Origin of the sequence: Acinetobacter sp. MYb191 (assembly GCF_037572605.1) — a bacterium.
Taxonomy (GTDB): Bacteria; Pseudomonadota; Gammaproteobacteria; order Pseudomonadales; family Moraxellaceae; genus Acinetobacter; species Acinetobacter johnsonii.
The window spans coordinates 444,221-465,794 of record NZ_JBBGZP010000013.1; the positions used below are offsets into that span (position 1 = coordinate 444,221).

The window sequence follows — 21,574 nt, forward strand, 5'->3', positions numbered from 1 at the left end:
TGTGATTGAGATTTATTATTGATTAAATAAATGGTAGTCATTTGAATTTTACATAACAAAACTGTTAAGTGTTGAATATTTGGACAAAAATAGAGCAATTACTTCAAGTTTAGGTGCAAAATGTCAGAGCAACTCAAACCTTTATCACTTATTTATAATAAAAAATCAGGTTTTCATGCCGCAAATAAAGATGAAGTGTATGAACAGTTGGTAGCAGATCTGAGTACCGCGGGTTTTGAAATACAGTCATTTGAGTTAAGTGAGTGCATGAACTTTGATCAGATGATGCAAGAGATTTTACTACGCCATCGTCAAGCGGAAAATGTAGGGGTCGTGGTTGCTGCAGGTGGGGATGGTACTTTAAATGCAGTTGCGTCTAAATTGATGGGAACGGATATTCCCATGGGGATCTTGCCTCTAGGTACCTTTAACTATGTTGCGCGAGTGCTGAATATTCCGTTGGACCTATTAGATGCAGCCAAAGCCATTAGTGAAGGGCAGCCACGTTCTGTACATGTGGCACAGCTCAATCAACATATCTACCTGAACAATGCCAGTTTAGGGCTTTATCCTTTATTTATTCAAAAAAGAGAACAGTTTAATAAGCATTTTGGACGTTTTCCATTGCATGCGTATACCTCGGCATTGGATGTTCTCATCCGCGACCGTAAAGAGTTAAAACTTGAAGTGGAAGTCGATGGACAGCGCTATCCAGTGAAAACGCCATTGATTTTCTTTGGCAATAATCAACTTCAACTGGCTGAAATGAAACTACGTATTGCCGAGGCGGCGGAAGCAGGCAAAGTGGCGGGCGTGGTAGTAGCAAAAAGCGATAAGCGAACTTTGTTTAAGACCTTATGGCAGCTGATTAAAGGCAATTTGGATCAGGCTTCCGATGTCTATAGCTTTGCAGCAGATGAAGTGATTGTTCATTCAAAGCATAACAAGCTCACGGTTGCGGTAGATGGGGAAATCGTCACGATGACACCACCGCTGAAAATTACAGTACGTAAGCATGCATTAAATATTATGGTTCCCGCATGATTTTACATTTGTCAGATTTACATTTTGGGACTGAACGCGAAGCCTGTTTGCAGGCCATTCGTCAGTTATGTGAGGAACATCCTTTTGAAGCTGTAGTGGTCAGTGGGGACTTGACCCAGCGCGCACGGTTTATTCAGTTTTATGCTTGTCGGCAGTTTTTAGACAGTTTGAAGCTGCCGTATTTGGTGGTGCCGGGGAATCATGATATTCCGCTGTACCATGTATGGAATCGTTTTTTTAGCCCTTTTGCACGTTATCAACTGTTTTTTGGGGGGATGGAAAACACCTTAGAAACTGAACATTTTTATGTCATTGGAGTGAATAGTATTCGTCGGCGTTACCATACGCGAGGGCATATTTCACTGAGCCAAATTCAAGAGATTGACCTGAAGCTGCAGCAAGCACCAGCGCACAAAATTAAACTGATCGCCGCGCATCAGCCTTTTTATACTCCGCCAGACCATAGTCATGGTGTGAAAGACTGTCCAATGCTTGGTCGTATTGCGTTGGAACAATGGAGCCAACATGGTTTAAATGGACTGTTACATGGGCATTTACACCACGCTGCCGTTTATGATTTAAATCTGATTTATCAACTTGGGGTATCGCATCCAGTGTTGGATATTCATGCTGGAACGGCAACGTCTTATCGTTTACATGCGGGTTTGCCCAATAGCCTGAATATTATTTTGCCGAATGCTGATGTACAGCATTTGAGCTTTAACGCTGAAACAAATCACTTCGAGTTGATGCAGCAAAATACGTCAGATTGAATTGAGTGTCTAAGCTTTGATGAGGTTTGCTTAAAAAGAGCGCAAAAATATAAAAATATTTTGTGTTTGCCCTTGAAGCGTTTTATTCCATCCCCACAAAAGTGTCATATCAAAATTTTGTTGATGACCTAGGAATAAGAAGTCATCTTCACATCGTAAACAATGGCATTTTGAAAATGTCTATGGAGCAAGAAATGAGCAAAATTCGTCCTTTACATGACAACGTTGTGATTCGCCGCGTAGAAAAGGAAACTAAAACTGCAGGTGGTTTAATTTTGAGTACTTCTGCTGCTGAACAGCCAGCTCAAGGTGAAATTATTGCAGTAGGCAATGGCAAAATTACAGACAATGGCGTTCGTGCTTTAGACGTAAAAGTGGGCGACAATGTACTGTTTGGTGCATATGCAGGCACTAAAGTTAAAGTTGAAGGCGAAGAACTTCTTGTGATGAAAGAGTCTGATATTTTAGCGGTTCTTGAAGGTTAATTCAGAACGTTCATTTGCTGTTTAAGCAATACAATTGATTAAAATTTAAGAATATTTGGAGTTTAGTATGTCAGCTAAAGACGTAAAATTTGGTGATTCAGCTCGTTCTAAAATGATTGCAGGCGTAAACGTGCTTGCAGATGCTGTAAAAGTAACTTTAGGTCCTAAAGGCCGTAACGTTGTGATCGACCGTTCTTTCGGCGCTCCGCACATCACTAAAGATGGCGTAACGGTTGCGAAAGAAATTTCTCTAAAAGACAAATTTGAGAACATGGGCGCTCAATTGGTTCGTGAAGTATCTTCTAAAACCAATGACATCGCGGGTGACGGTACAACAACCGCAACTGTACTAGCTCAAGCAATTTTAAATGAAGGCATCAAGTCTGTAACTGCGGGCATGAACCCAATGGACTTGAAACGCGGTATTGACCTTGCTGTTAAAGCATTGGTTGCTGAAATTAAAGCAACAGCAAAACCTGCTTCTGATACTAAGGCGATTGAACAAGTGGGTTCAATCTCTGCAAACTCTGACGAAACTGTAGGTAAACTCATTGCACAAGCAATGGAACGCGTAGGTAAAGAAGGCGTGATTACCGTTGAAGAAGGTTCAGGCTTTGAAGATGCTTTGGACGTTGTTGAAGGTATGCAGTTTGACCGTGGTTATATCAGCCCATACTTTGCAAACAAACAAGATACATTAACGGCTGAACTTGAAAATCCGTTCATCTTGCTTGTTGACAAAAAAATCAGCAACATCCGTGAATTAATTACTGTACTTGAAGCTGTTGCTAAAACAGGTAAACCACTTTTAATTATCGCTGAAGATGTTGAGGGTGAGGCTTTAGCTACACTTGTTGTTAACAACATGCGCGGAATTATCAAAGTATGTGCGGTTAAAGCCCCTGGTTTTGGTGACCGTCGTAAAGCAATGCTTCAAGATATCGCAATCTTGACGGGCGCGACTGTGATTTCTGAAGAAGTCGGCATGACTTTAGAACAAGCTTCTCTTCAGGACTTAGGTACTGCGCACAAAATCACTGTATCTAAAGAAAATACTGTGATTGTTGACGGTGCTGGTGACGCAGCTCAAATTGCTGAACGTGTCACTCAAATTCGTGCGCAAATTGAAGAATCGTCTTCTGAATACGATAAAGAAAAACTTCAAGAACGTGTTGCTAAATTGGCAGGCGGTGTAGCTGTAATTAAAATTGGTGCAGCGACTGAAGTTGAAATGAAAGAGAAGAAAGACCGCGTGGACGATGCGCTTCATGCAACACGTGCTGCGGTTGAAGAAGGTGTGGTTGCTGGTGGTGGTGTTGCACTGGTACGCGCTGCAGCTGCGCTTGATGGCGTAAACGGTGCGAATGATGATCAAAATGTTGGTATCAACATTTTACGTCGTGCGATTGAAGCGCCACTTCGTCAAATCGTTGCGAATGCGGGTGATGAACCTTCAGTTGTGATCAACGCTGTGAAAAATGGCGAAGGTAACTTCGGTTATAATGCTGCAACTTCTGAGTATGGCGACATGCTGGAAATGGGTATTCTTGACCCAGCGAAAGTAACGCGTTCTGCACTTGAGCATGCTGCATCTGTAGCAGGTTTAATGTTGACAACTGAATGTATGATTACTGACGTTCCAGAAGACAAGCCTGCAATGCCTGATATGGGCGGCATGGGTGGTATGGGCGGAATGATGTAATTCCAACCCTAATTAAATAAGTGTTTGTAATTTATTCATAGTTACTCACATATATTTGAAAAGAAAAAGGTCGCTCCATGAGCGGCCTTTTTTATTGAACTTTTTGATGTTTCTGACTGTGTGAATAAAAACAAAAGATAAGACGGAGATGAGTCAGCGCATTAGGTATAAATGGATCATTTAAAAATTCATTATCCAGCTTCTCAATTCTTAAAATAGTCTATGTCGAAGTTCTAAAAGCGAAGCTTCACATTTTATAAAATATGTCTAGTTTGGGTTCAACAGAATGATGTTTAGGTTTGAAGGATGACGTAGTTCAAGTATATAACGACCATAAAAAATGCAATTACCATTCTTTTGAGTGGTTTTTCTATTTTCAAAGTTTGATAACGTGCTCTACCAAGCGATGCGACTGTGTGAGATGGGTCAGTATTTTTCAGCATGCCTAAATTGGAATTGGCTGTTGATTTTTACTCTTACACAGTGGCTTTGCTGATGAAAATTAAGCTTAGGGACAAGAAGAGAATGAATTATAAATCATTGAAATTATCAAAATATCCGCAAGGTCATCTTATGGCAGCTTTCATGTTGCATGTTTAGCGGCAATAGTCACTCTGGTTAATCCATTCAAAACAAAAAATGGCTTGGGTCTTTAACCGACTTCATGCAGTGAATGGAATGAAATCACCAGATCTCTTTTCGCAAAATAACTTGTGTACATAGTTTTGTACAGTTGTGAATTTGTGCCCGAACGCTGAAAAAAATGAGGACTTTAAAAATGCGAATGATACCTTTACAAGCTGAATATCCGCCTTTAAGAAGCCTGCAAGTGCAGGGACAAACCTATCGCTATCACGTGATGATCAAACCCACTGGGGCACAGTGCAACTTAGATTGTAGTTATTGCTTCTATTTGCATAAACAAGACATGTTACAGCAACCCAAAGTTCCGCGTATGTCTGAGTCGATGCTTGAGTTACATATTAAGCAATATATCGAAGCGCAAACGGGCAATGAAGTGGTTTTCAGTTGGCAGGGTGGTGAGCCGACGCTTATGGGGTTGGAGTTTTTTCAGCGGGTGGTTGAGCTGCAAAAAAAATATGCGAAACCTCATCAGCGTATTGAAAATGATTTACAAACCAATGGCACGTTACTGGATGAGGATTGGTGCGCATTTTTAAAACAGCATGATTTTTTGGTGGGTTTATCTGTAGATGGGCCTGCCGAGTTGCATGATATCCATCGCTATAACAAAGGTGGAAAACCGACGCATGCCAAAGTCATGCAGGCTGCTGCGTTATTGCGCCAGTATCAAATCCCCTTTAATGCCTTATGTGTGGTGAACCGTGATAATGCGAAACGACCGTTAGAGGTTTATCGTTTTATCCGAGACCAAGTTCAACCGCGCATGATTCAACTGATTCCGGGAATGGAAAGCGCCCAGTTCCAACAAACTGCACCAGGTCATTGGAATCTTCAAGATTTGCCTAAATTGGGCAGTTCAGCAGCACAACCGGGAAGTTCAGATTCTGTGGTGACAGACTGGTCAATTGCTGCCGATGATTGGGGCATATTCCTTTCAATTGTGTGGAAAGAATGGTTACAGAAAGACTTTGGGCAGGTCTTTGTTGATCAGTTTGAAAACATGGTTTCCATGATGTTTGGCTATGGGGCGCAGAAATGTGTGTCGGGTCAAATTTGTGGCAAATCCTTGGCGGTTGAACACAATGGCGACTTATTTTCTTGTGACCACTTTGTTTATCCCGAATACAAATTGGGCAATATTCACGAAATTCACCAAGGTGATTTGGTTTTTTCTGAGCAACAAAAGAAATTTGCATATGCCAAATCCAAGTCACTGCCAGAATACTGCCAAAAATGTCCATATCTTCAATATTGCTGGGGAGATTGTCCAAAAGACCGTTTCCTCAAGGCCCCGGATGGAGAGGCGGGTCTACATTATCTGTGCTCAGGTTTAAAACGTTTTTTTCATACGGCACTTTTATCTAAAAATGAAATTGCTAAACGGATACGACTGCATTAGGGAACTATTGTCACTAGTTTTTAGAAAAGCATTTTTCTAAAAATTAAATTTGTAAGGCACTGATATCGTTCTGCGTTTAGTGTCAATTGGGTTTGAAACAAGGATGAAAATTCGTTTCATACGAATGTGTTTAAGGAAAATACCATGCAAAAAAACTTAATTTCTCGCTCTTTAGCACTGATAAGTGGAGCATTGCTGTCTTCTGCTCTGATGGCGAAACCACCCAATATTTTGGTGATTATGTCTGATGATGTGGGTTGGCAGAACGTCAGTGCTTATGGTCAGGGTGTGATGGGCTATGACACGCCGAATATTGATCGTATTGCCAAAGAAGGCGTGATGTTTACCGATCACTATGCGCAGCCAAGCTCGACCGCTGGACGTGCAGCATTTATTACGGGACAGTATCCAATTCGTTCAGGTATGACAACAGTCGGTCGTCCAGGTTCTCCTTTAGGGATTAAAGCTGCAACACCGACTTTGGCAGAAGTATTGAAACCGCTGGGTTATATGAGTGGTCAGTTTGGTAAAAACCATTTGGGTGATCGCAACGATAGCTTACCAACGGTACATGGTTTTGATGAATTCTTTGGTAATTTATATCATTTAAATACGGAAGAATTTCCTGAACAGTATGATTATCCAAAAGATCCTGAATTTGTGAATCAGTATGGAACGCGTGGTGTATTGCACTGCTATTCGTCTAATGATACCGATGAAACTATCGATCCTCGCTTTGGTGTGATGGGTAAACAAAAGTGTAAAGATTCAGGCCCTTTAACCCGTAAGCGTATGGAAACGGTGGATGATGAGTTAATTGCTGCCAGTGTAGACTTCATGAAGCGCAGCAAGAAAGCGGATAAGCCATTTTTTGTGTGGCTGAATCCAAGTCGTATGCACATGTTTACCCATTTACGTCCTGAGCATCGTTACTTGGCTGCCAAAGCCACCTCAGAAGATGATTTATATGGCAGTGGTATGATTGAACACGATATGCAAGTCGGTGCATTGTTGGATGATATGAAGAAGATGGGGGTGTTGGATAATACCATCATTGTTTATACCACCGATAATGGCCCTGAGCACAGTGCAAAAAATCATGGTGGCACCACACCGTTCCGTGGTGAAAAAATGACGACCTATGAAGGGGGAGTTCGTGTTCCAATGATGGTGCGATGGCCGGGACATATTCCTGCAGGACAAGTGAAACACGGCATTCAGTCGCATATGGATCTGTTTACAACTTTGGCGAATGTCGCAGGGAATAAAAATGTTGTAGAGGAGATGAAAACCAATCGTAAGCAAATTATTGATGGTGTGAATAATCTTGATTATTGGACGGGTAAGACTACAGAAAGTAAGCGTAATAATTTCTTGTACTATCATGAGTCAACCGTACGTGCAGTTCGTATTAACCAATGGAAAGTTCACTTTGAAACCAGTGAAAATTATTACGACCAGTATCAAAAGCAAAAATTTCCAGTGATGTACAACCTTCGCCAAGACCCATTTGAGACTTTTGATAGTATCAGAGATCGTTCAGACATTATTCAAACCAAGCAATGGATTTCTGAACCCTTACAGGCATTACTGGGTTCACATATCAAATCGTTGATGGACTATCCACCTGTACAAAAGGCTGCAACACTTGATTTTAGTGAGTTAATTAAGAATTTACAGAACCAAAAGCCGTAAATTATGAAAAAAAGGGAGCCGAAGTAATTTGGCTCCCTTTTTTGATGCTTGGGGAGTTCATGCTGGGGCATACAAATAAGCAATTTAAATCATGCATGATGTTGAGAGTATCTTATTCTAAGGATTTGGTGAGTTTAAAGTTGAACTTAGGTTGATCCAGCACTTGACCTTTATCGCCACGCATTTCAATAAATTGCGCACCAATATAATAAATACGGCTATCACCTGATGAGTCGAGCTGTATCAGTTGATCAGAGCCATTCAAAAATTGAAATGAGCCTTTCACCTCATTGACATAATTATTATTCGATTTGCCTAAAAATTTTTGTTTTAGCACAAAATGATGATCTAAGGTCAGTTCAAGTTCTGTGTCGATCCCAGAACAATCGTGACAGGGTAGAACCCCTTGGTATGTGCCTACCCAATCTAAGGAATTTGCTGTGTCTGGTGTATCTAACACGGTTGCGCTGGCACTGTCGTCCATAGATGCCGTGACATTGTGATCTGGTGGAGGATTGTTTTCATTCGGTTTTGAGCATGCCGTTAACATGGTGAAAGATAGGCATAGTGCTAAAAAAGTCTTTTGCATATACAGCACCCGATATTATTCAGTGTTTAGTTTTACCTTACAGGAGTGCTGGAAATGAATCTGTGAAGATCTGTGAGTGCTTCTGTATCTTCAATAAAGAATACTATTCACGTATTTTCACCTTTAATTTCGAAGACCCTGTTTTTTCCTGAAATATTTGGAATTAAATAAAATATACGTTTATAGATTAATTGTTGTTTTATTGACCGTCTCGCCGTGTATTTGATCAGCAGCATTGCTAGAATCGGCGCGGATTTTCAGTAATGTGGTTTTTTTTGTGTTCGAAAAGCTTGCAGAACAAAGTTTAGCCTTAATGGGGTGGCAGATTGATAACCATTGGGATTTGGATATCGATCAATGTGTGATGATTGCAGCACCACATACCAGCAACTGGGATGCGCTGTACGCTCGTTTGGCATTAAAAGCCTTAGGTGTGCATGTCCGTATTACTATTAAAGACAGCTATATGAAACTGCCATTTGGGCCATTTGTTCGTGCAATGGGCGGGATAGGTATTGACCGTCGTCCGAAGCATGAAGGTGAACCACGTCCAAGTATGGTACAACTCATGAGTGATCTTTTTAAACAACACCCTAAGTTGGTCATGTTGGTCACCCCTGAAGGGACACGTGCCAAGCAGGAACAGTGGAAAACTGGTTTTTACCATGTTGCAGTCAGTGCAGGTGTTCCGATTGCGCTGGCCTATATGGATTATGCGAAGAAAAAAACTGGGGTGGGTAAAATTATTTATCCTACGGGTGATTATGAAAAAGATATGGCTGAAATTATGGCATTTTATGCGCAAATTTCGGCTAAATTTCCTCAAGATTTCAGTGTCGATACTCGCTATCACAACGACTCAACTGCGTCTTAAATTTGAATCATATGAAATAAAAAAAGACAGCTTTCGAGCTGTCTTTTTTTATTTTTAACCGTATTTTAAGGGCTCTGCTGAGGATTGGGTAAAACCCCACCTAGCGACTGGCATGCGGCCGTATAACTTTGTAGCTGTGTTTCAATCACTTCAGGTAGCGGCAGGTCAAAAATTTGATCGCCATGTTGATAGCTTTCTACATAGGATTGAGCTTTTTGTTTACTGCTGGCAAGCACTTGTTCATGATAACTGGTCATGCTGCTGTGGTCGGCCTGATCGCGCTCTATATTTTGACAGTCAAAAGATTGGAGAAGTTTTTCGGCTTGTTTTATTTCTTTGGATGAGCTTATGGAGCAAGCACTGATAAAGCAAATACTCAGTAGTGCAAGAGGCAGTTTCATATATGGTGAGCGGTGGGTTTGAAGGTGTGCCAATTGTATAAAGATTTGTGAAGTTGGAGAAAGCCCAGTAGAGCTAAGTTGTTTAAAGATGAGCCTATTTTGACACAAAACACACAATTGCTGACCCAAGCCAATGCCAAAGTGCAGAGTCAGGTTTTTATAGCACTACAGAAAGCGATAGCTGATACATAGAAAACAGCCTGAACTAAACAATAAACCCAGTACCGTATGTTTGAACTGCCGCTCAGAAATCTTATAAAACAATTGCGCGCCGAGCATGGCTGGTAGACTCACACTCAAAAGTAAGATGCCCATATAGGGTAAATGTTGCAAGTTTAAATTTCCGCGGAGCAGATAGGTGAGTAGGGTAAACAACTGAATGGCGAAATTGAAATGCCTTAAAATTGAGCGCTGTTGCTCTTTAGGAAGGTTTTTTAACATGACCCAAGCCGAAGGCAATGAGCCACAAAAGCCTCCTAACCCACCCAATACACCCCCAAGAAAACCAATACTGCTATCGGCGTATTTTCCAGAGTTTTGAATGAAGCGAATTTGGGGATTAAGTAGCATCAATGGACACCAAAAAATCAAAAAAATTCCTAGAACCAGTTTAAAGGTATGTGCTTGAATGATGTCTAGCAGATAGGTTCCCAATGGAACGCCAATCAGACCTGCAAAGATATAAGGTGCAACGAGATTTTTATCAAGTTGAAAGGCTGATTCTGACTTTAAGGAAATCAGGTGACTCCAGATTGAGGCGAACACCACCAAGGGCGCTGCGAGCTGAGGTGCCAAGATCCAGACCCAAAATGACATGGCGATTAAGGCAAATGCAAAGCCCGTGAGCCCCTGTACAAAACCCGCCACCATTGCACCTAAGATAAAGATCAACCAAGTCATATGCGATATATTTAAAATTTTAGCGAGTGTACGGTTTTTTGATCGGTCTACATAGTTTTAGACATGAAAAATGACTGAAACCTTAGCTTGATTTTGAATATGTATATTGATCTTCATACATAGCGTAGCTCAGAACCATACTAATATGCGCTAAGACCACTTTCTTTCGTGATGGCGTAAATCAAAAGGACATAAAAGTGTCTAGATTATGGGGAAACCACTATTTTCTTTTGATATAAACCTGCACGTACAGACCCAGCTTTGGTGTTCTTCATTTGAATCCACGATGCTGGAAGTTTTAACTGATTCAAATCCCGATCGGCTTCTACATAAATATAGCCATTATTTTGAATCAGAGGATCAGCCAAGAGGGCCAATTCTTCCCATAGCTCTAGGCTATACGGCGGGTCTAAAAAGACCAAATCAAACTGTTCTTTTAAGGTGGGTAATGTTTGCTGTGCAGTCGCTACTTTTAACTGGGCACGGGACTTAGGTACTTTAAGGAGTTCCAAGTTTTCCGTTAAAAACTGTGCTTGACTGCGGTCAGGTTCAATCATCACTACTTTTGATGCACCACGTGATAAGGCTTCAAATGCCAATGCACCTGAACCTGCACAAATATCCAAAACATTGGTATTTTGTACATCCCACATGAGCCAATTAAACAAAGTCTCACGTACGCGATCAGGCGTAGGGCGTAAACCTTCAATACTGGCAAAAGGCAGTTGACGACGTTTCCAGTCCCCTCCAATGATGCGGAGTTGGTTTTTCATAATTAGTCTGACTCCACAGGTGCAGAAGGTGGTGTAGCTGAACGGTTTGTATTTGCCGTTGTTGAAGCGGGTGCTGTATTGGAAGTACTGGGTGGTGTAGCTGTACTTGTCCCTGTTGTGGTCGTTGGTGGAGTGCTACCACTTGGTAATTCACCCGGTTTAATCCCTGCCGTCATCAAACCACCACTAATTTGATGGTTTTGTGGACGAATTGGATTTTTATGACGTGTGAGCAGCCAGTAGTCTAGGATCGGACGAGCCAGCTGTGCGGCAGAACCACCATGACGACCATTTTCCCAAACTACTGCAATCGCAATTTCAGGGTTTTCCGCAGGTGCAAAGCCCACGAATAAACCGTGGTCTAACTGCCGTTCAGTCAATAGGGCTTCATTGTAGCGTTTACCTTGAGCAATACTTTTGACCTGGGCAGTACCAGTTTTACCTGCAATTTTATACATTGGCGTGCGAATGCCACGTCCAGTCCCTGTTTCAATGACATCGACCATGGCATCACGCATTTGTATCCAATCTTGGTCCGTGCCATTGAACTGGATTCTGCCATCAGGCGCATTTAAGTCTTTATGTGGTTTTGCACCTTTACTGGTTTGTAAAACATGCGGAATCACATGTGAACCATGGTTGGCGGTAATGGCTGTTGCCATGGCCAATTGCAGCGGTGTTGCTGTAAAAGCACCTTGTCCAATACTCACTGAAATGGTTTCACCTTTGAGCCATTTGGCATCTCGGGTACGCATTTTCCATTCAGGGTTGGGGTAAAGACCTGTACTTTCACTTGGTAAATCCACGCCAGTTTTTTCACCAAAGCCAAACTGACGCATCCATGTGTTCATTTTTTCAATGCCCATACGGAACGACAGAATGTAGAAGAAGGTATCACAAGAGACCACTTGCGATTTATGCAAATTGACTACGCCGTGTCCTGACTTTTTCCAGTCGCGGAATTTATTCGAATCGCCCGGAAGTGTGAAATAGCCATGATCGGAAATGGCCGTGCCCCAATCAATTAAGCCATAATGAATACCACCTAAACCAAACATCGGTTTAATGGTTGAGCCGGGTGGGTAAGCGCCTTGTACAGCACGGTTATATAGCGGTTGATCGAGGTTATCGCGTAAACCGCTATAGTCGGTATGGCTAATCCCCGTGACAAACAGGTTAGGGTTAAAACTTGGACTTGAGACCAAGGCAAGGATTTCACCTGTACGTGGATCCATCGCCACGATGGCACCACGACGACCTGCAAGCTGCTCTGAGGCAACCGTCTGCAAACCATAATCGAGTGAAAGATATAAGTCATTACCACGAACGGGCTCTTTACGACCTAAATGACGTAGCACATTACCGTGCGCATCGGCTTCGACCGACTCATTTCCTGGTACACCATGCAGCAAATCTTCATAGGAGTTTTCTACCCCAATTTTACCAATCAGGTTAGTGCCCGCATACAAATCTTTATTGATGCTTTTTAATTCTTTATCGTTAATTCGACCCACATAACCAATCACATGGGCAAACAGTTCACCATGTGGATAGTAGCGCGTCATCTGGGTTTCAATATTCACCCCAGGGAATTGATACTTAACTTCGCTAAAGCGAGCGATATCATTTTCATTGAGATTAAGTTTAATGGAAACGCGTTCAGTTTTACGTGAGGCTTTAATACGACTGTTAAAGCGCTCAATATCATCAGGGGTGAGTTCTAAGATTGGCGTTAAACGTTCAATCGTGGCATTAATATCCGTCACATCCGCTCGACTCATCGTCGCGGTAAAGACAGGATAGTTGTCCGCCAACAGCACACCATTGCGGTCATAAATATAACCACGCGCAGGGGCTAAAGGTTGTAGGCGGATACGGTTTTGATCGGATGCCGTTGAAAACTCATCAAATTGCACCAGCTGCAAATAGGCATAGCGAGTGACTAAAATCAGCAAGAAGAAGACCACAATACCCATGGAGATAAAGGTACGATTTCGAAAAATGCGCTTTTCTTGTTGTACATTTTTTAAAGGAAAGTGCTGTTTCATACCAAATCGACTTAAACACATGGATAAAGAGGAAAATACCTGCGCGCTATTCTAACGCATGTCACACTGTTTTGATATTTGTAATCGCGGCTTCTGCTTTTCATTTTTGCCTAAATTTTGACTTTATAGACATCAAAAATATAAATTGCTGTATATAAGTGTTTTATAAATTCTGCTACAGTCAAAATCCTGTAAAAAGGGACCAATTACTAAAATAACATTACGGATAATGGTGACAATAATGACAAGAATTTATCCAGTGTTGGCACTTGTTGCCTGTGCAAACGTAGCCTACGCTCAAGATAATTCCTTTTTGCCAGATGCGAAAATTCCTGCTGGCAGTGCTCAAACGTGGAATGTAGGGGCTGGTGTAACGCAGAAATTACTGCACACCAATCTGGAGTGGGTGAATCCTTATGGCATTGCATATGCAAAAGCTGGGGTATTTATCAATGATGATTACCCTGTAGGTGGTCAGTTGGGTTTTAGATTTCCAGTTCATTTTACTGGTAAAGATAAAAATGGCTATTATCTCGGTGTTTACGCAGGGCATATTGACAGCAAGAAAGTAGATGGCGAGTACGAATCTCGCCTTGGTGGTGGTGTAGATCTTGCTTATGTGTTACTTAGTCCTGAACGAATCAGCACTTTCAGTGTAGGGATTGGTGCAGGGGAAAAACTCGAAGCCAAATCGGGCTATGTGGTTGCAGAAACTGAACCGAGACTACAATTTTCCTATACTCTAAGTTTCGGTTTATAGACACAATATCTTTTTTAAAACGCTATATAATTCAGTTAATAAAATTAAATATGGAAGTTATACATGCTTGAGTACGTCAATCAGTTGTGGCAAACCTTTTTGAATCGACCCGATTTTTGGGCTGTACTCAGCATTATTCCTGTGACTGCTTTTGTGACTTGGGCGCACGTTTGGATGGCCCTGAAAATGGTCTTTTACCCGATTACATTTTGGGGTTTTCATATTGGGCCTTTGCCTGTGGGTTGGCAGGGCATTGTGCCCAGAAAAGCTGGGCGTATTTCAGGCATCATTACGGATAACACCTTATCTAAACTTGGTTCTTTGCGTGAGTTTTTAGATGCAATGGATCCTGAGGATATGGCCCGAATCATTGGTGAGCAAGTTGGTTTTGAACTTGAGCACCTGATTGATGAAGTCATGATTGACCGTAATGCTGTACTTTGGGAAAACTTACCTTATTCGATTAAGCGTCGAATTTATGCGCAGGCACACAAACAGCTTCCGGCTGTGCTCAGAGAATTAGTGACCGAACTGACCATGAACGTCGAGTCACTTGTGGATATGCGCGATATGGTGGTCAGCCAAATGGAAGGTGACCGCAGACTAATGGTGCGTATGTTCTTGAAAGTGGGTCAGAAAGAAATCAACTTTATTTGGCATATTAGTGCCCTCATTGGGATGTTCTTTGGTATCTTCCAAATGATTGTTTGGTTTGTGGTGCCATGGCATTGGACGGTTCCATTTTGGGCTGCGGTATGGGGCTTCTTAACCAACTGGATTGCGATTTGGATGGTGTTTAATCCAATTGAGCCACACTATGTTCGATACTTGCAACTGACTGAATTAACAAAAGATCGTAAGTTTCCATGGATTAAGCCTGTGATTCCGCACATTGGGACTTATAATGTACAAGGCGCTTTCATGAAGCGCCAAGAAGAAGTGTCTGATGTGTTTGCGAGTGTAGTCACAGAAGACCTGATTACGTTAAAATCTATCATGACTGAAATGATGTATGGCAATAAAAAAGACAAGACCCGTCGTATTGTCAAGCGTCATATTAATGAAATCATGGAAACACCATTGGTGAGAACATCTTTGCAGCTGTCTTTGGGGCCACGTGAATACGCAAAACTGAAGACGGACTTGATTGATCGTTCAATTGAAATTACGATGGTGCCTGTATGCGACCCAGCGTTCAATGCGAGCCGTGCACAGAAAATCTATCAAATGTTTAGAGACCGTATTCGAGAGCTAACACCGAAAGAATTTCAAAACTTATTACGTCCTGCATTTCAGGAAGACGAATGGATTTTGATTTTATTGGGTGGGGTAACGGGCTTCATTGCGGGTACAATACATTTGTTTGTAGCTTTCTTATAATTAGATGCTAAAAATATGTCGAATTTTTCGACATGTACAAAGTGTCAAATACATTGTTTAAATGAGGATGTTTTTTTATGCGCATTATCTTACTCGGACCACCTGGAGCAGGTAAAGGTACACAAGCTCAGTTGATCTGTAAGCGCTACAATGTCCCACAAATTTCAACCGGTGATATGCTCCGTGCTGCAATTCGTGAAGGAACTGAACTCGGTCTACAAGCTAAAAGCGTGATGGACAATGGTGGTCTTGTATCTGATGAACTGATCATTGGTTTAGTGAAAGAACGTATTGCGCAACCTGACTGTGTAAATGGCTGTATCTTTGATGGTTTCCCACGTACCATTCCTCAAGCCGAAGCGCTTGAAAATGAAGGTATCAACATTGATCACGTGATTGAAATTGATGTACCTGACGAAGAAATCGTACAACGTCTTTCTGGTCGCCGTCAGCACCCTGCATCGGGCCGTGTTTATCACATCGTTTACAACCCACCTAAAGTGGAAGGTAAGGACGACGAAACTGGTGAAGAGCTGGTACAACGTCCAGATGACCAAGAAGCAACGATTCGTAAACGTTTAGGTTCATACCACACTGAAACTGAACAGTTGGTTGGTTTCTACCAAGGTCGCGCAGCGTCTGGTGAAAATGCACCAACCTATGACAAGCTGAATGGCTTACGTCCAATTGACGAAGTACAAGCAGATTTGTTTGCGATTCTTGATCAAGACAAATAATTGCATGTTTTAAACATGGCAATGTTTTGACATTGAAAGAGCTCTAAGTCATATTAGGGCTCTTTTCCTTGATCCTGTTAAAATGGAGTCGCGTGTGGCACAAGTTGGAATCATTGTTTTAATTATTGTTGCTGCGGCGGTCTTGGTGGGTTTGTTTTATATCAGCGTAAAAATGCTACGCGATGTCAGTAAACAAGAAAAAATGTCGAAGAAGCAGCCAGAACGTCAGTTGCATCCGAAGTTGCAGCAAGACTTAAAAGATAAATCAAATCAACAATAAAAAACTGAACTTTAATGTTCAGCTTCTATCGTCGTTGTGGCAATACGTGCTGCACCAAATTCAAAACGATCTGGCCAGTTACACACATCTGAAACGATACACTCATGGCATTTCGGTTTGCGTGCGATACAGCAGTATCGACCATGTAAAATCAGCCAATGATGCGAGTCGACAATAAATTCTTTCGGAATGACTTTCACTAAACGGTGTTCGACTTCAAGCACATTTTTGCCGACAGCTAATCCCGTACGATTGCCTAAACGAAAAATATGCGTATCGACCGCCATCGTCGGTTGTCCAAAAGCAGTATTTAATACCACATTGGCTGTTTTTCGTCCTACGCCGGGCAAAGCTTCTAAATCAGCGCGGTTGTTTGGCACGATGCTGTTATGTTTTTCAATCAGTATTTTACAGGCTTTAATGACATTTTCAGCCTTCGCATTATATAAGCCTATGGTTTTAATATAGGTTTTTAAACCATCGACTCCTAAGGCATAAATAGTTTCAGGTGTATTGGCGATTGGAAAGAGTTTATCTGTAGCTTTGTTGACACTCACATCCGTCGCCTGAGCAGACAAGGTCACAGCCACCAACAGCTCAAAAGGACTCGAATAATTCAATTCAGTTTTGGGATTTGGGCGTTGTGCGCGTAAACGCTCAAAAAAGACTTGGATTTGCTTTTTGGTCATGTTTTTTACAGGTTTTCCGCTTGTAGTGAGCATGCTTTAAGCTCCCTGTAACTGATGAAGCTGTTGGGTTAAGTCATCTAACAACAGACGTTTTTTCGTATCTTCACGAACACTGAGCTGCTTTTCTAATTTTTTAATTTGTACACGTAATTTAGCCAGCTCAATGGTGGATTTTGCATCAAGCTTTGCAGCAATTTCTGGTTCTTTTTCAATGATCTGAATGTCAGGTACAGCATCGTTCTGTGCTGAAAACTGGGCAAATAAAGCCGTATCAATTTCTGCACGAACCACTGGACCTTTACGGTGTAGACGCTGTTTTTCCTCACGTTGAATGTGTGCGTAATAGCGTTGTCTTAAATCATCTTGCTCAGCTTTACGTAAGATTTCCGTCGGTATGCCGTCTACATCTGGAATAAGGTCAATACAGTCAACAGGACAAGGTGGGATACACAGTTCACAGCCTGTACACAGGTCAGTCAAAATACTGTGCATGAGTTTACCCGAGCCAATAATGGCGTCTACAGGACAGGCACTAATACATTTGGTACAACCAATGCATTCATCTTCACGAATGATTGCTTTCATTCTCTGTGGGCGGCCATCGGCTTGAATAGGCCAAATACTTTCTTCTGCAATTAATGCTGGCCGATTGAGCAACTGAGCCAATGCATCGGCTACAGGCTGCCCGCCAGGTACACATTTATTGGCTGCTTCACCTTCGCTGATGGCTTGGGCATAAGGCAGACATCCATCACGATGTCCGCAGAGTCCACATTGGGTTTGGGGAAGGAGGGCATCGATATTTTGGATCAGGGAAATGTGCGAATTCATGCGTAAACCAATCCTGCAACTGAATTTGCAGAGATATTAGGAGAAATAGGTAGATCACTGAATTTTACCATGTTTTTTTTGATTAATCCTGTGTTCTAAAATGGTTCATTAACTGCATCATTTTTGAGCAAAAAAAGATTTTAAGCCTGTGTTTTCATTGGTGTTTTTTTTATAAAAAAATTCTAGGTATATTTTATATAAATAATTGTTATATAAATGATAAATATGTTTTTTGATAGAAATGTGTTGTGAATTGTTGGTAAAAGATATTTAATTGTTTGCGCCAAAATTTAACATTGTTTATAAAATTTGACCAATTTTGATCCATTTTTTGCTGAGGATTAAGCGTTGAAATATAACAGCCTTAATGAGTTTTTAGATTACGTGAAAACACGTGATGAACATCAACCCGAGTTTCTACAAGCGGTAGAGGAAGTCATGACCAGCCTTTGGCCGTTCATTGAAAAAAATCCTCATTATGCAGACCACGGTTTGCTAGAGCGTTTGGTTGAGCCAGAGCGTGCGATTCAATTCCGTGTTTCATGGGTGGATGATCAAGGTCAAACGCATGTAAATCGTGCTTTCCGTGTTCAATACAACTCGGCAATTGGTCCATTTAAAGGCGGTATGCGTTTTCACCCATCGGTGAATTTATCGATCCTAAAATTCTTAGGCTTTGAGCAAACCTTTAAAAATGCGTTAACCACACTGCCAATGGGCGGTGGTAAAGGCGGTTCAGACTTTGATCCTAAAGGAAAGTCTGAAGGTGAAATTATGCGTTTTTGCCAAGCGCTGATGATTGAGCTATACCGTCACCTAGGTTCAAATACGGATATCCCTGCGGGTGATATTGGTGTGGGTGGCCGTGAAGTGGGTTATATGGCTGGCATGATGAAGAAGTTGAGCAATGACACTTCATCTGTGTTTACGGGTAAAGGTTTGACCTTTGGTGGTTCTTTGGCACGTCCTGAAGCAACGGGCTACGGCACAGTGTATTTTGCTGAAGAAATGCTGAAAACACGTGGCGACTGCTTCCAAGGCAAAATAGTCACGATTTCTGGTTCTGGTAACGTAGCACAGTACGCTGCTGAAAAAGCAATGTACCTCGGTGCAAAAGTCGTTTCATTGTCTGACTCTGCGGGTACGGTATATGTAAAAGCAGGCTTTACCGATGCTTTACTTGCTGAAGTGATGGAACTGAAGAATGTGAAGCGCGGTCGTATTTCTGAGTTTGCATCTAAGCATGGCTTTGAATACTTAGAAGGTCAGCGTCCATGGTCTATTCCATGTGATATCGCATTGCCATGCGCAACTCAAAATGAGTTAGATCAGGCGGATGCTGAAGTACTCCTTACAAATGGAGTGATTTGTGTCGCTGAAGGGGCAAACATGCCTTCTACCTTAGATGCAGTCGAAAAATTCGTTGAAGCGAAAATTTTATATGCACCAGGTAAAGCATCCAACGCGGGTGGTGTTGCGACCTCTGGCCTAGAAATGTCACAAAATGCTTTGCGTTTGGGTTGGACTTTTGAAGAAGTCGATGAGCGCTTACATGCGATTATGAAAGAAATTCACCGTAACTGTGTGAAATACGGTACACAAGCAGACGGTACTGTGAACTATGTAAATGGTGCCAACATTGCAGGCTTTGTAAAAGTTGCAGATGCAATGCTTGCTCAAGGCGTATTCTAAGTCTACATCCACTTTGAAAAATCCCTATAAAAAACCGAGGCGATAGCCTCGGTTTTTTTACAGGTCATTGAACGATTACAATGAACCTTTGACCGCTTCACGTTCAATAATCATGTCTTGAACATAAGCATATTTTGATTGGTCAGCCGCAGGGTTGGCAATTTCAAAACGTTTAACACGCACGATTTGACGCTCTTTAGGGTTATGAGTGAAGCCATCGATATGATTATAGAATAACGTCCAGTCTTTATCGACCTGTGTTTTTACGCCATTTTCAGCATATTTAATTTCACGAACTTGTAGGCATTCCATACGGGCAACACCTGCAGAACATGTTTTTGTTTCTGGTGAAATTTCTAAGAAAACAGTTTCACCTTGGCTTTGATATTTCGATTCAGCAGTTTGCTTACCTGTGAATACAATTTTTTCACCCTTTGCCGATACCACGGTTAATGTTGGTGCATCAGGATCATTTAGGTTTAAAACAAACGGTGCTTTACGGTTGTCAAATAAATCTGCTGCAACACCTTCTTGAGCCATGGCTTTTGGTTCACATGCCATTTGAGTCGCCATCAGGTTACCCGTCACAATTTGATTATTTTCAACTTTCCAACTGGTACCCATACCGTTACAACTGGTTGCAATGCCTAAGCGTCCTGCTTTTTTGTCAAAGTTTAAAACCAAAGGTTTAGGCGCATCTGCGGTGTTCGCACTCCAATGGTAGTTTGCGAGTGTTTGATCTGCATTTTGTTGTTGTAGTACAGACACAGCCAAATCTCCTACTTTTTGAATATCAGATGATTGGCAAGCAGCCAGTGCGAGTGGGAAAAGGGCAATCGCTAAATATTTTAATTTCATGGGTTACAAGTTCTTGATTTAAAATAACAAGATACATGATATCCGATGTTCTTTTTAAAAGAATGGATACATTCAGTTCTTTTGGGTTTCAAAATGTATCCATAAATATTTTTTTGTTAATATATAAGTAAAATTTATACATTAGTCGAAACGGTAAATGTCCATGCCCAGTGCACCCATGGTAAAACTGCTATGCACAATATTAAAACGATGCCCTGTACCCATTGCAAAGAATATTGGGGCAAAGTGTTCTAATGTTGGGTGGTTACGACGGACAAAAGGAATCGATTCCCAGTCTAAAATGGCGTCAAAGTCCTGATGGCTAAGTTTCGCGACCACATGATTACGAAACGTCGACGCCCACTCAGGTACCGCTTGTGACTGACCATGCCAAGACAACTCGGCTAAGTTATGGGTAATACTCCCTGAGCCAATGAGCAAGACCTGCTGCTCGCGTAGTGGCGCAAGGGTTTGTCCAATTTTATAAATCTCCTCTGCCGACAGATTCATCGGGAGTGAAATTTCCACCACAGGGATGTCTGCATCTGGATACATATGGAGTAAAGGCATCCAAACGCCATGATCACGCGGACGAGTACTGTTTGCATGAGCTGAAAAACCCGCTTCTGCCAATAAATGTAGAATTTCTTCGGCTAAAACAGGCTGACCGGGTGCTGGGTAGCGAATGTCATAAAGCTCAGCAGGAAAGCCTCGAAAGTCATGCCATGTCTCAGGACGGACTCCAGTACTTACTTCAAGTGAGTTACTTTCCCAATGAGCGGACATAATCACAATTGCTTGTGGTGTCGGTAAGTTTAGGCCCAAACGATGTAACGCAGGCCCAACTTGCTCTGGATTCAACGCAAGCATGGGTGAGCCATGAGAAATGAATAAGCCGGGTAGCGTTTGTAAGTTCATTGTGAAAGCCTAATAGGAGAAGATGAAAAGAATTTTGTCAGATTCTTATCATCTGTGTAATGGGGGAAATATCAACGTATTGTTCCAAAAAAAGAACAATA

At 41.8% G+C, this 21,574-nt stretch carries 21 protein-coding genes; 12 read left to right on the top strand and 9 right to left on the bottom strand.

Annotated elements, in window-relative coordinates; genetic code table 11:
• The first annotated feature begins 120 nt into the window (after window positions 1–120).
• The 6 genes from WH214_RS09025 (at window position 121) to WH214_RS09050 (ending at window position 7,743) form a co-directional block, all read left to right on the top strand.
• Window positions 121–1,044: a diacylglycerol/lipid kinase family protein gene (locus tag WH214_RS09025; RefSeq protein ID WP_339421341.1), complete on the top strand. Its 924-nt coding sequence runs from the start codon at window positions 121–123 to the stop codon at window positions 1,042–1,044.
• On the top strand, window positions 1,041–1,817 hold the full coding sequence (locus WH214_RS09030) for a metallophosphoesterase family protein (RefSeq protein ID WP_339421340.1): 777 nt from the start codon (window positions 1,041–1,043) through the stop codon (window positions 1,815–1,817). The genes WH214_RS09025 and WH214_RS09030 overlap by 4 nt, the downstream gene beginning before the upstream one ends.
• A 194-nt stretch (window positions 1,818–2,011) precedes the next feature.
• Window positions 2,012–2,302, top strand: coding sequence for a co-chaperone GroES (locus WH214_RS09035; RefSeq protein ID WP_010326285.1), 291 nt, complete (start codon window positions 2,012–2,014; stop codon window positions 2,300–2,302).
• A gap of 67 nt (window positions 2,303–2,369) precedes the next feature.
• A complete protein-coding gene (gene groL, locus WH214_RS09040; protein WP_004694331.1) occupies window positions 2,370–4,004 on the top strand; it encodes a chaperonin GroEL in 1,635 nt (544 codons plus the stop codon).
• Between the two features lie 778 nt (window positions 4,005–4,782).
• Window positions 4,783–6,048, top strand: coding sequence for an anaerobic sulfatase maturase (locus WH214_RS09045; RefSeq protein WP_339421339.1), 1,266 nt, complete (start codon window positions 4,783–4,785; stop codon window positions 6,046–6,048).
• 144 nt (window positions 6,049–6,192) lie between these two features.
• Window positions 6,193–7,743, top strand: a complete 1,551-nt coding sequence (locus tag WH214_RS09050) for an arylsulfatase (RefSeq protein ID WP_339421338.1) — start codon at window positions 6,193–6,195, stop codon at window positions 7,741–7,743.
• Window positions 7,744–7,855: 112 nt separating this feature from the next.
• Here the strand turns inward: WH214_RS09050 and WH214_RS09055 are convergent, their stop codons facing one another.
• Window positions 7,856–8,332: a copper resistance protein NlpE gene (locus tag WH214_RS09055; RefSeq protein ID WP_339421337.1), complete on the bottom strand. Its 477-nt coding sequence runs from the start codon at window positions 8,330–8,332 to the stop codon at window positions 7,856–7,858.
• Between the two features lie 277 nt (window positions 8,333–8,609).
• Between WH214_RS09055 and WH214_RS09060 the strand changes: the two genes are divergently transcribed.
• On the top strand, window positions 8,610–9,206 hold the full coding sequence (locus WH214_RS09060; protein WP_279740711.1) for a 1-acyl-sn-glycerol-3-phosphate acyltransferase: 597 nt from the start codon (window positions 8,610–8,612) through the stop codon (window positions 9,204–9,206).
• Between the two features lie 65 nt (window positions 9,207–9,271).
• On the opposite strand, the gene WH214_RS09065 is transcribed toward WH214_RS09060, so the two are convergent.
• From WH214_RS09065 to mrdA, 4 genes are all read right to left on the bottom strand, one after another.
• Window positions 9,272–9,607, bottom strand: a complete 336-nt coding sequence (locus WH214_RS09065; protein WP_010326292.1) for a hypothetical protein — start codon at window positions 9,605–9,607, stop codon at window positions 9,272–9,274.
• Window positions 9,608–9,772: 165 nt separating this feature from the next.
• On the bottom strand, window positions 9,773–10,507 hold the full coding sequence (locus tag WH214_RS09070) for a sulfite exporter TauE/SafE family protein (RefSeq protein WP_339421332.1): 735 nt from the start codon (window positions 10,505–10,507) through the stop codon (window positions 9,773–9,775).
• Between the two features lie 206 nt (window positions 10,508–10,713).
• A complete protein-coding gene (rsmD, locus tag WH214_RS09075) occupies window positions 10,714–11,280 on the bottom strand; it encodes a 16S rRNA (guanine(966)-N(2))-methyltransferase RsmD (RefSeq protein WP_339421330.1) in 567 nt (188 codons plus the stop codon).
• 2 nt (window positions 11,281–11,282) lie between these two features.
• Complete coding sequence (mrdA, locus tag WH214_RS09080) at window positions 11,283–13,328, bottom strand: penicillin-binding protein 2 (RefSeq protein WP_339993217.1); 2,046 nt, start codon at window positions 13,326–13,328, stop codon at window positions 11,283–11,285.
• Window positions 13,329–13,569: 241 nt separating this feature from the next.
• On the opposite strand from mrdA, the gene WH214_RS09085 reads away from it, so the two are divergent.
• The 4 genes from WH214_RS09085 to WH214_RS09100 all read left to right on the top strand — a co-directional run bounded on the left by WH214_RS09085 (window position 13,570) and on the right by WH214_RS09100 (window position 16,485).
• The gene (locus WH214_RS09085) at window positions 13,570–14,088 is read left to right on the top strand and encodes a hypothetical protein (RefSeq protein WP_004980918.1); all 519 of its coding nucleotides are present in this window, start codon (window positions 13,570–13,572) and stop codon (window positions 14,086–14,088) included.
• Window positions 14,089–14,151: 63 nt separating this feature from the next.
• Window positions 14,152–15,468, top strand: coding sequence for a hypothetical protein (locus WH214_RS09090; RefSeq protein WP_339421326.1), 1,317 nt, complete (start codon window positions 14,152–14,154; stop codon window positions 15,466–15,468).
• Window positions 15,469–15,545: 77 nt separating this feature from the next.
• A complete protein-coding gene (gene adk / locus WH214_RS09095) occupies window positions 15,546–16,205 on the top strand; it encodes an adenylate kinase (protein WP_004980915.1) in 660 nt (219 codons plus the stop codon).
• Window positions 16,206–16,287: 82 nt separating this feature from the next.
• Window positions 16,288–16,485, top strand: a complete 198-nt coding sequence (locus WH214_RS09100) for a hypothetical protein (RefSeq protein ID WP_279670427.1) — start codon at window positions 16,288–16,290, stop codon at window positions 16,483–16,485.
• A gap of 11 nt (window positions 16,486–16,496) precedes the next feature.
• On the opposite strand, the gene nth is transcribed toward WH214_RS09100, so the two are convergent.
• Window positions 16,497–17,207, bottom strand: a complete 711-nt coding sequence (nth, locus tag WH214_RS09105; protein WP_339421317.1) for an endonuclease III — start codon at window positions 17,205–17,207, stop codon at window positions 16,497–16,499.
• 3 nt (window positions 17,208–17,210) lie between these two features.
• A complete protein-coding gene (locus WH214_RS09110) occupies window positions 17,211–18,005 on the bottom strand; it encodes an RnfABCDGE type electron transport complex subunit B (RefSeq protein ID WP_339421315.1) in 795 nt (264 codons plus the stop codon).
• A gap of 348 nt (window positions 18,006–18,353) precedes the next feature.
• Here WH214_RS09110 and gdhA point away from each other — a divergent pair, with 348 nt between their 5' ends.
• Window positions 18,354–19,697: an NADP-specific glutamate dehydrogenase gene (gene gdhA, locus WH214_RS09115; protein WP_339421313.1), complete on the top strand. Its 1,344-nt coding sequence runs from the start codon at window positions 18,354–18,356 to the stop codon at window positions 19,695–19,697.
• 75 nt (window positions 19,698–19,772) lie between these two features.
• Here the strand turns inward: gdhA and WH214_RS09120 are convergent, their stop codons facing one another.
• Entirely contained in the window at window positions 19,773–20,555 is a 783-nt protein-coding gene (locus tag WH214_RS09120) for a DUF4377 domain-containing protein (RefSeq protein WP_087010571.1), read from the bottom strand.
• A 141-nt stretch (window positions 20,556–20,696) separates the two neighbouring features.
• On the bottom strand, window positions 20,697–21,473 hold the full coding sequence (locus WH214_RS09125; protein ID WP_005399833.1) for a dioxygenase family protein: 777 nt from the start codon (window positions 21,471–21,473) through the stop codon (window positions 20,697–20,699).
• Window positions 21,474–21,574 lie beyond the last annotated feature (101 nt).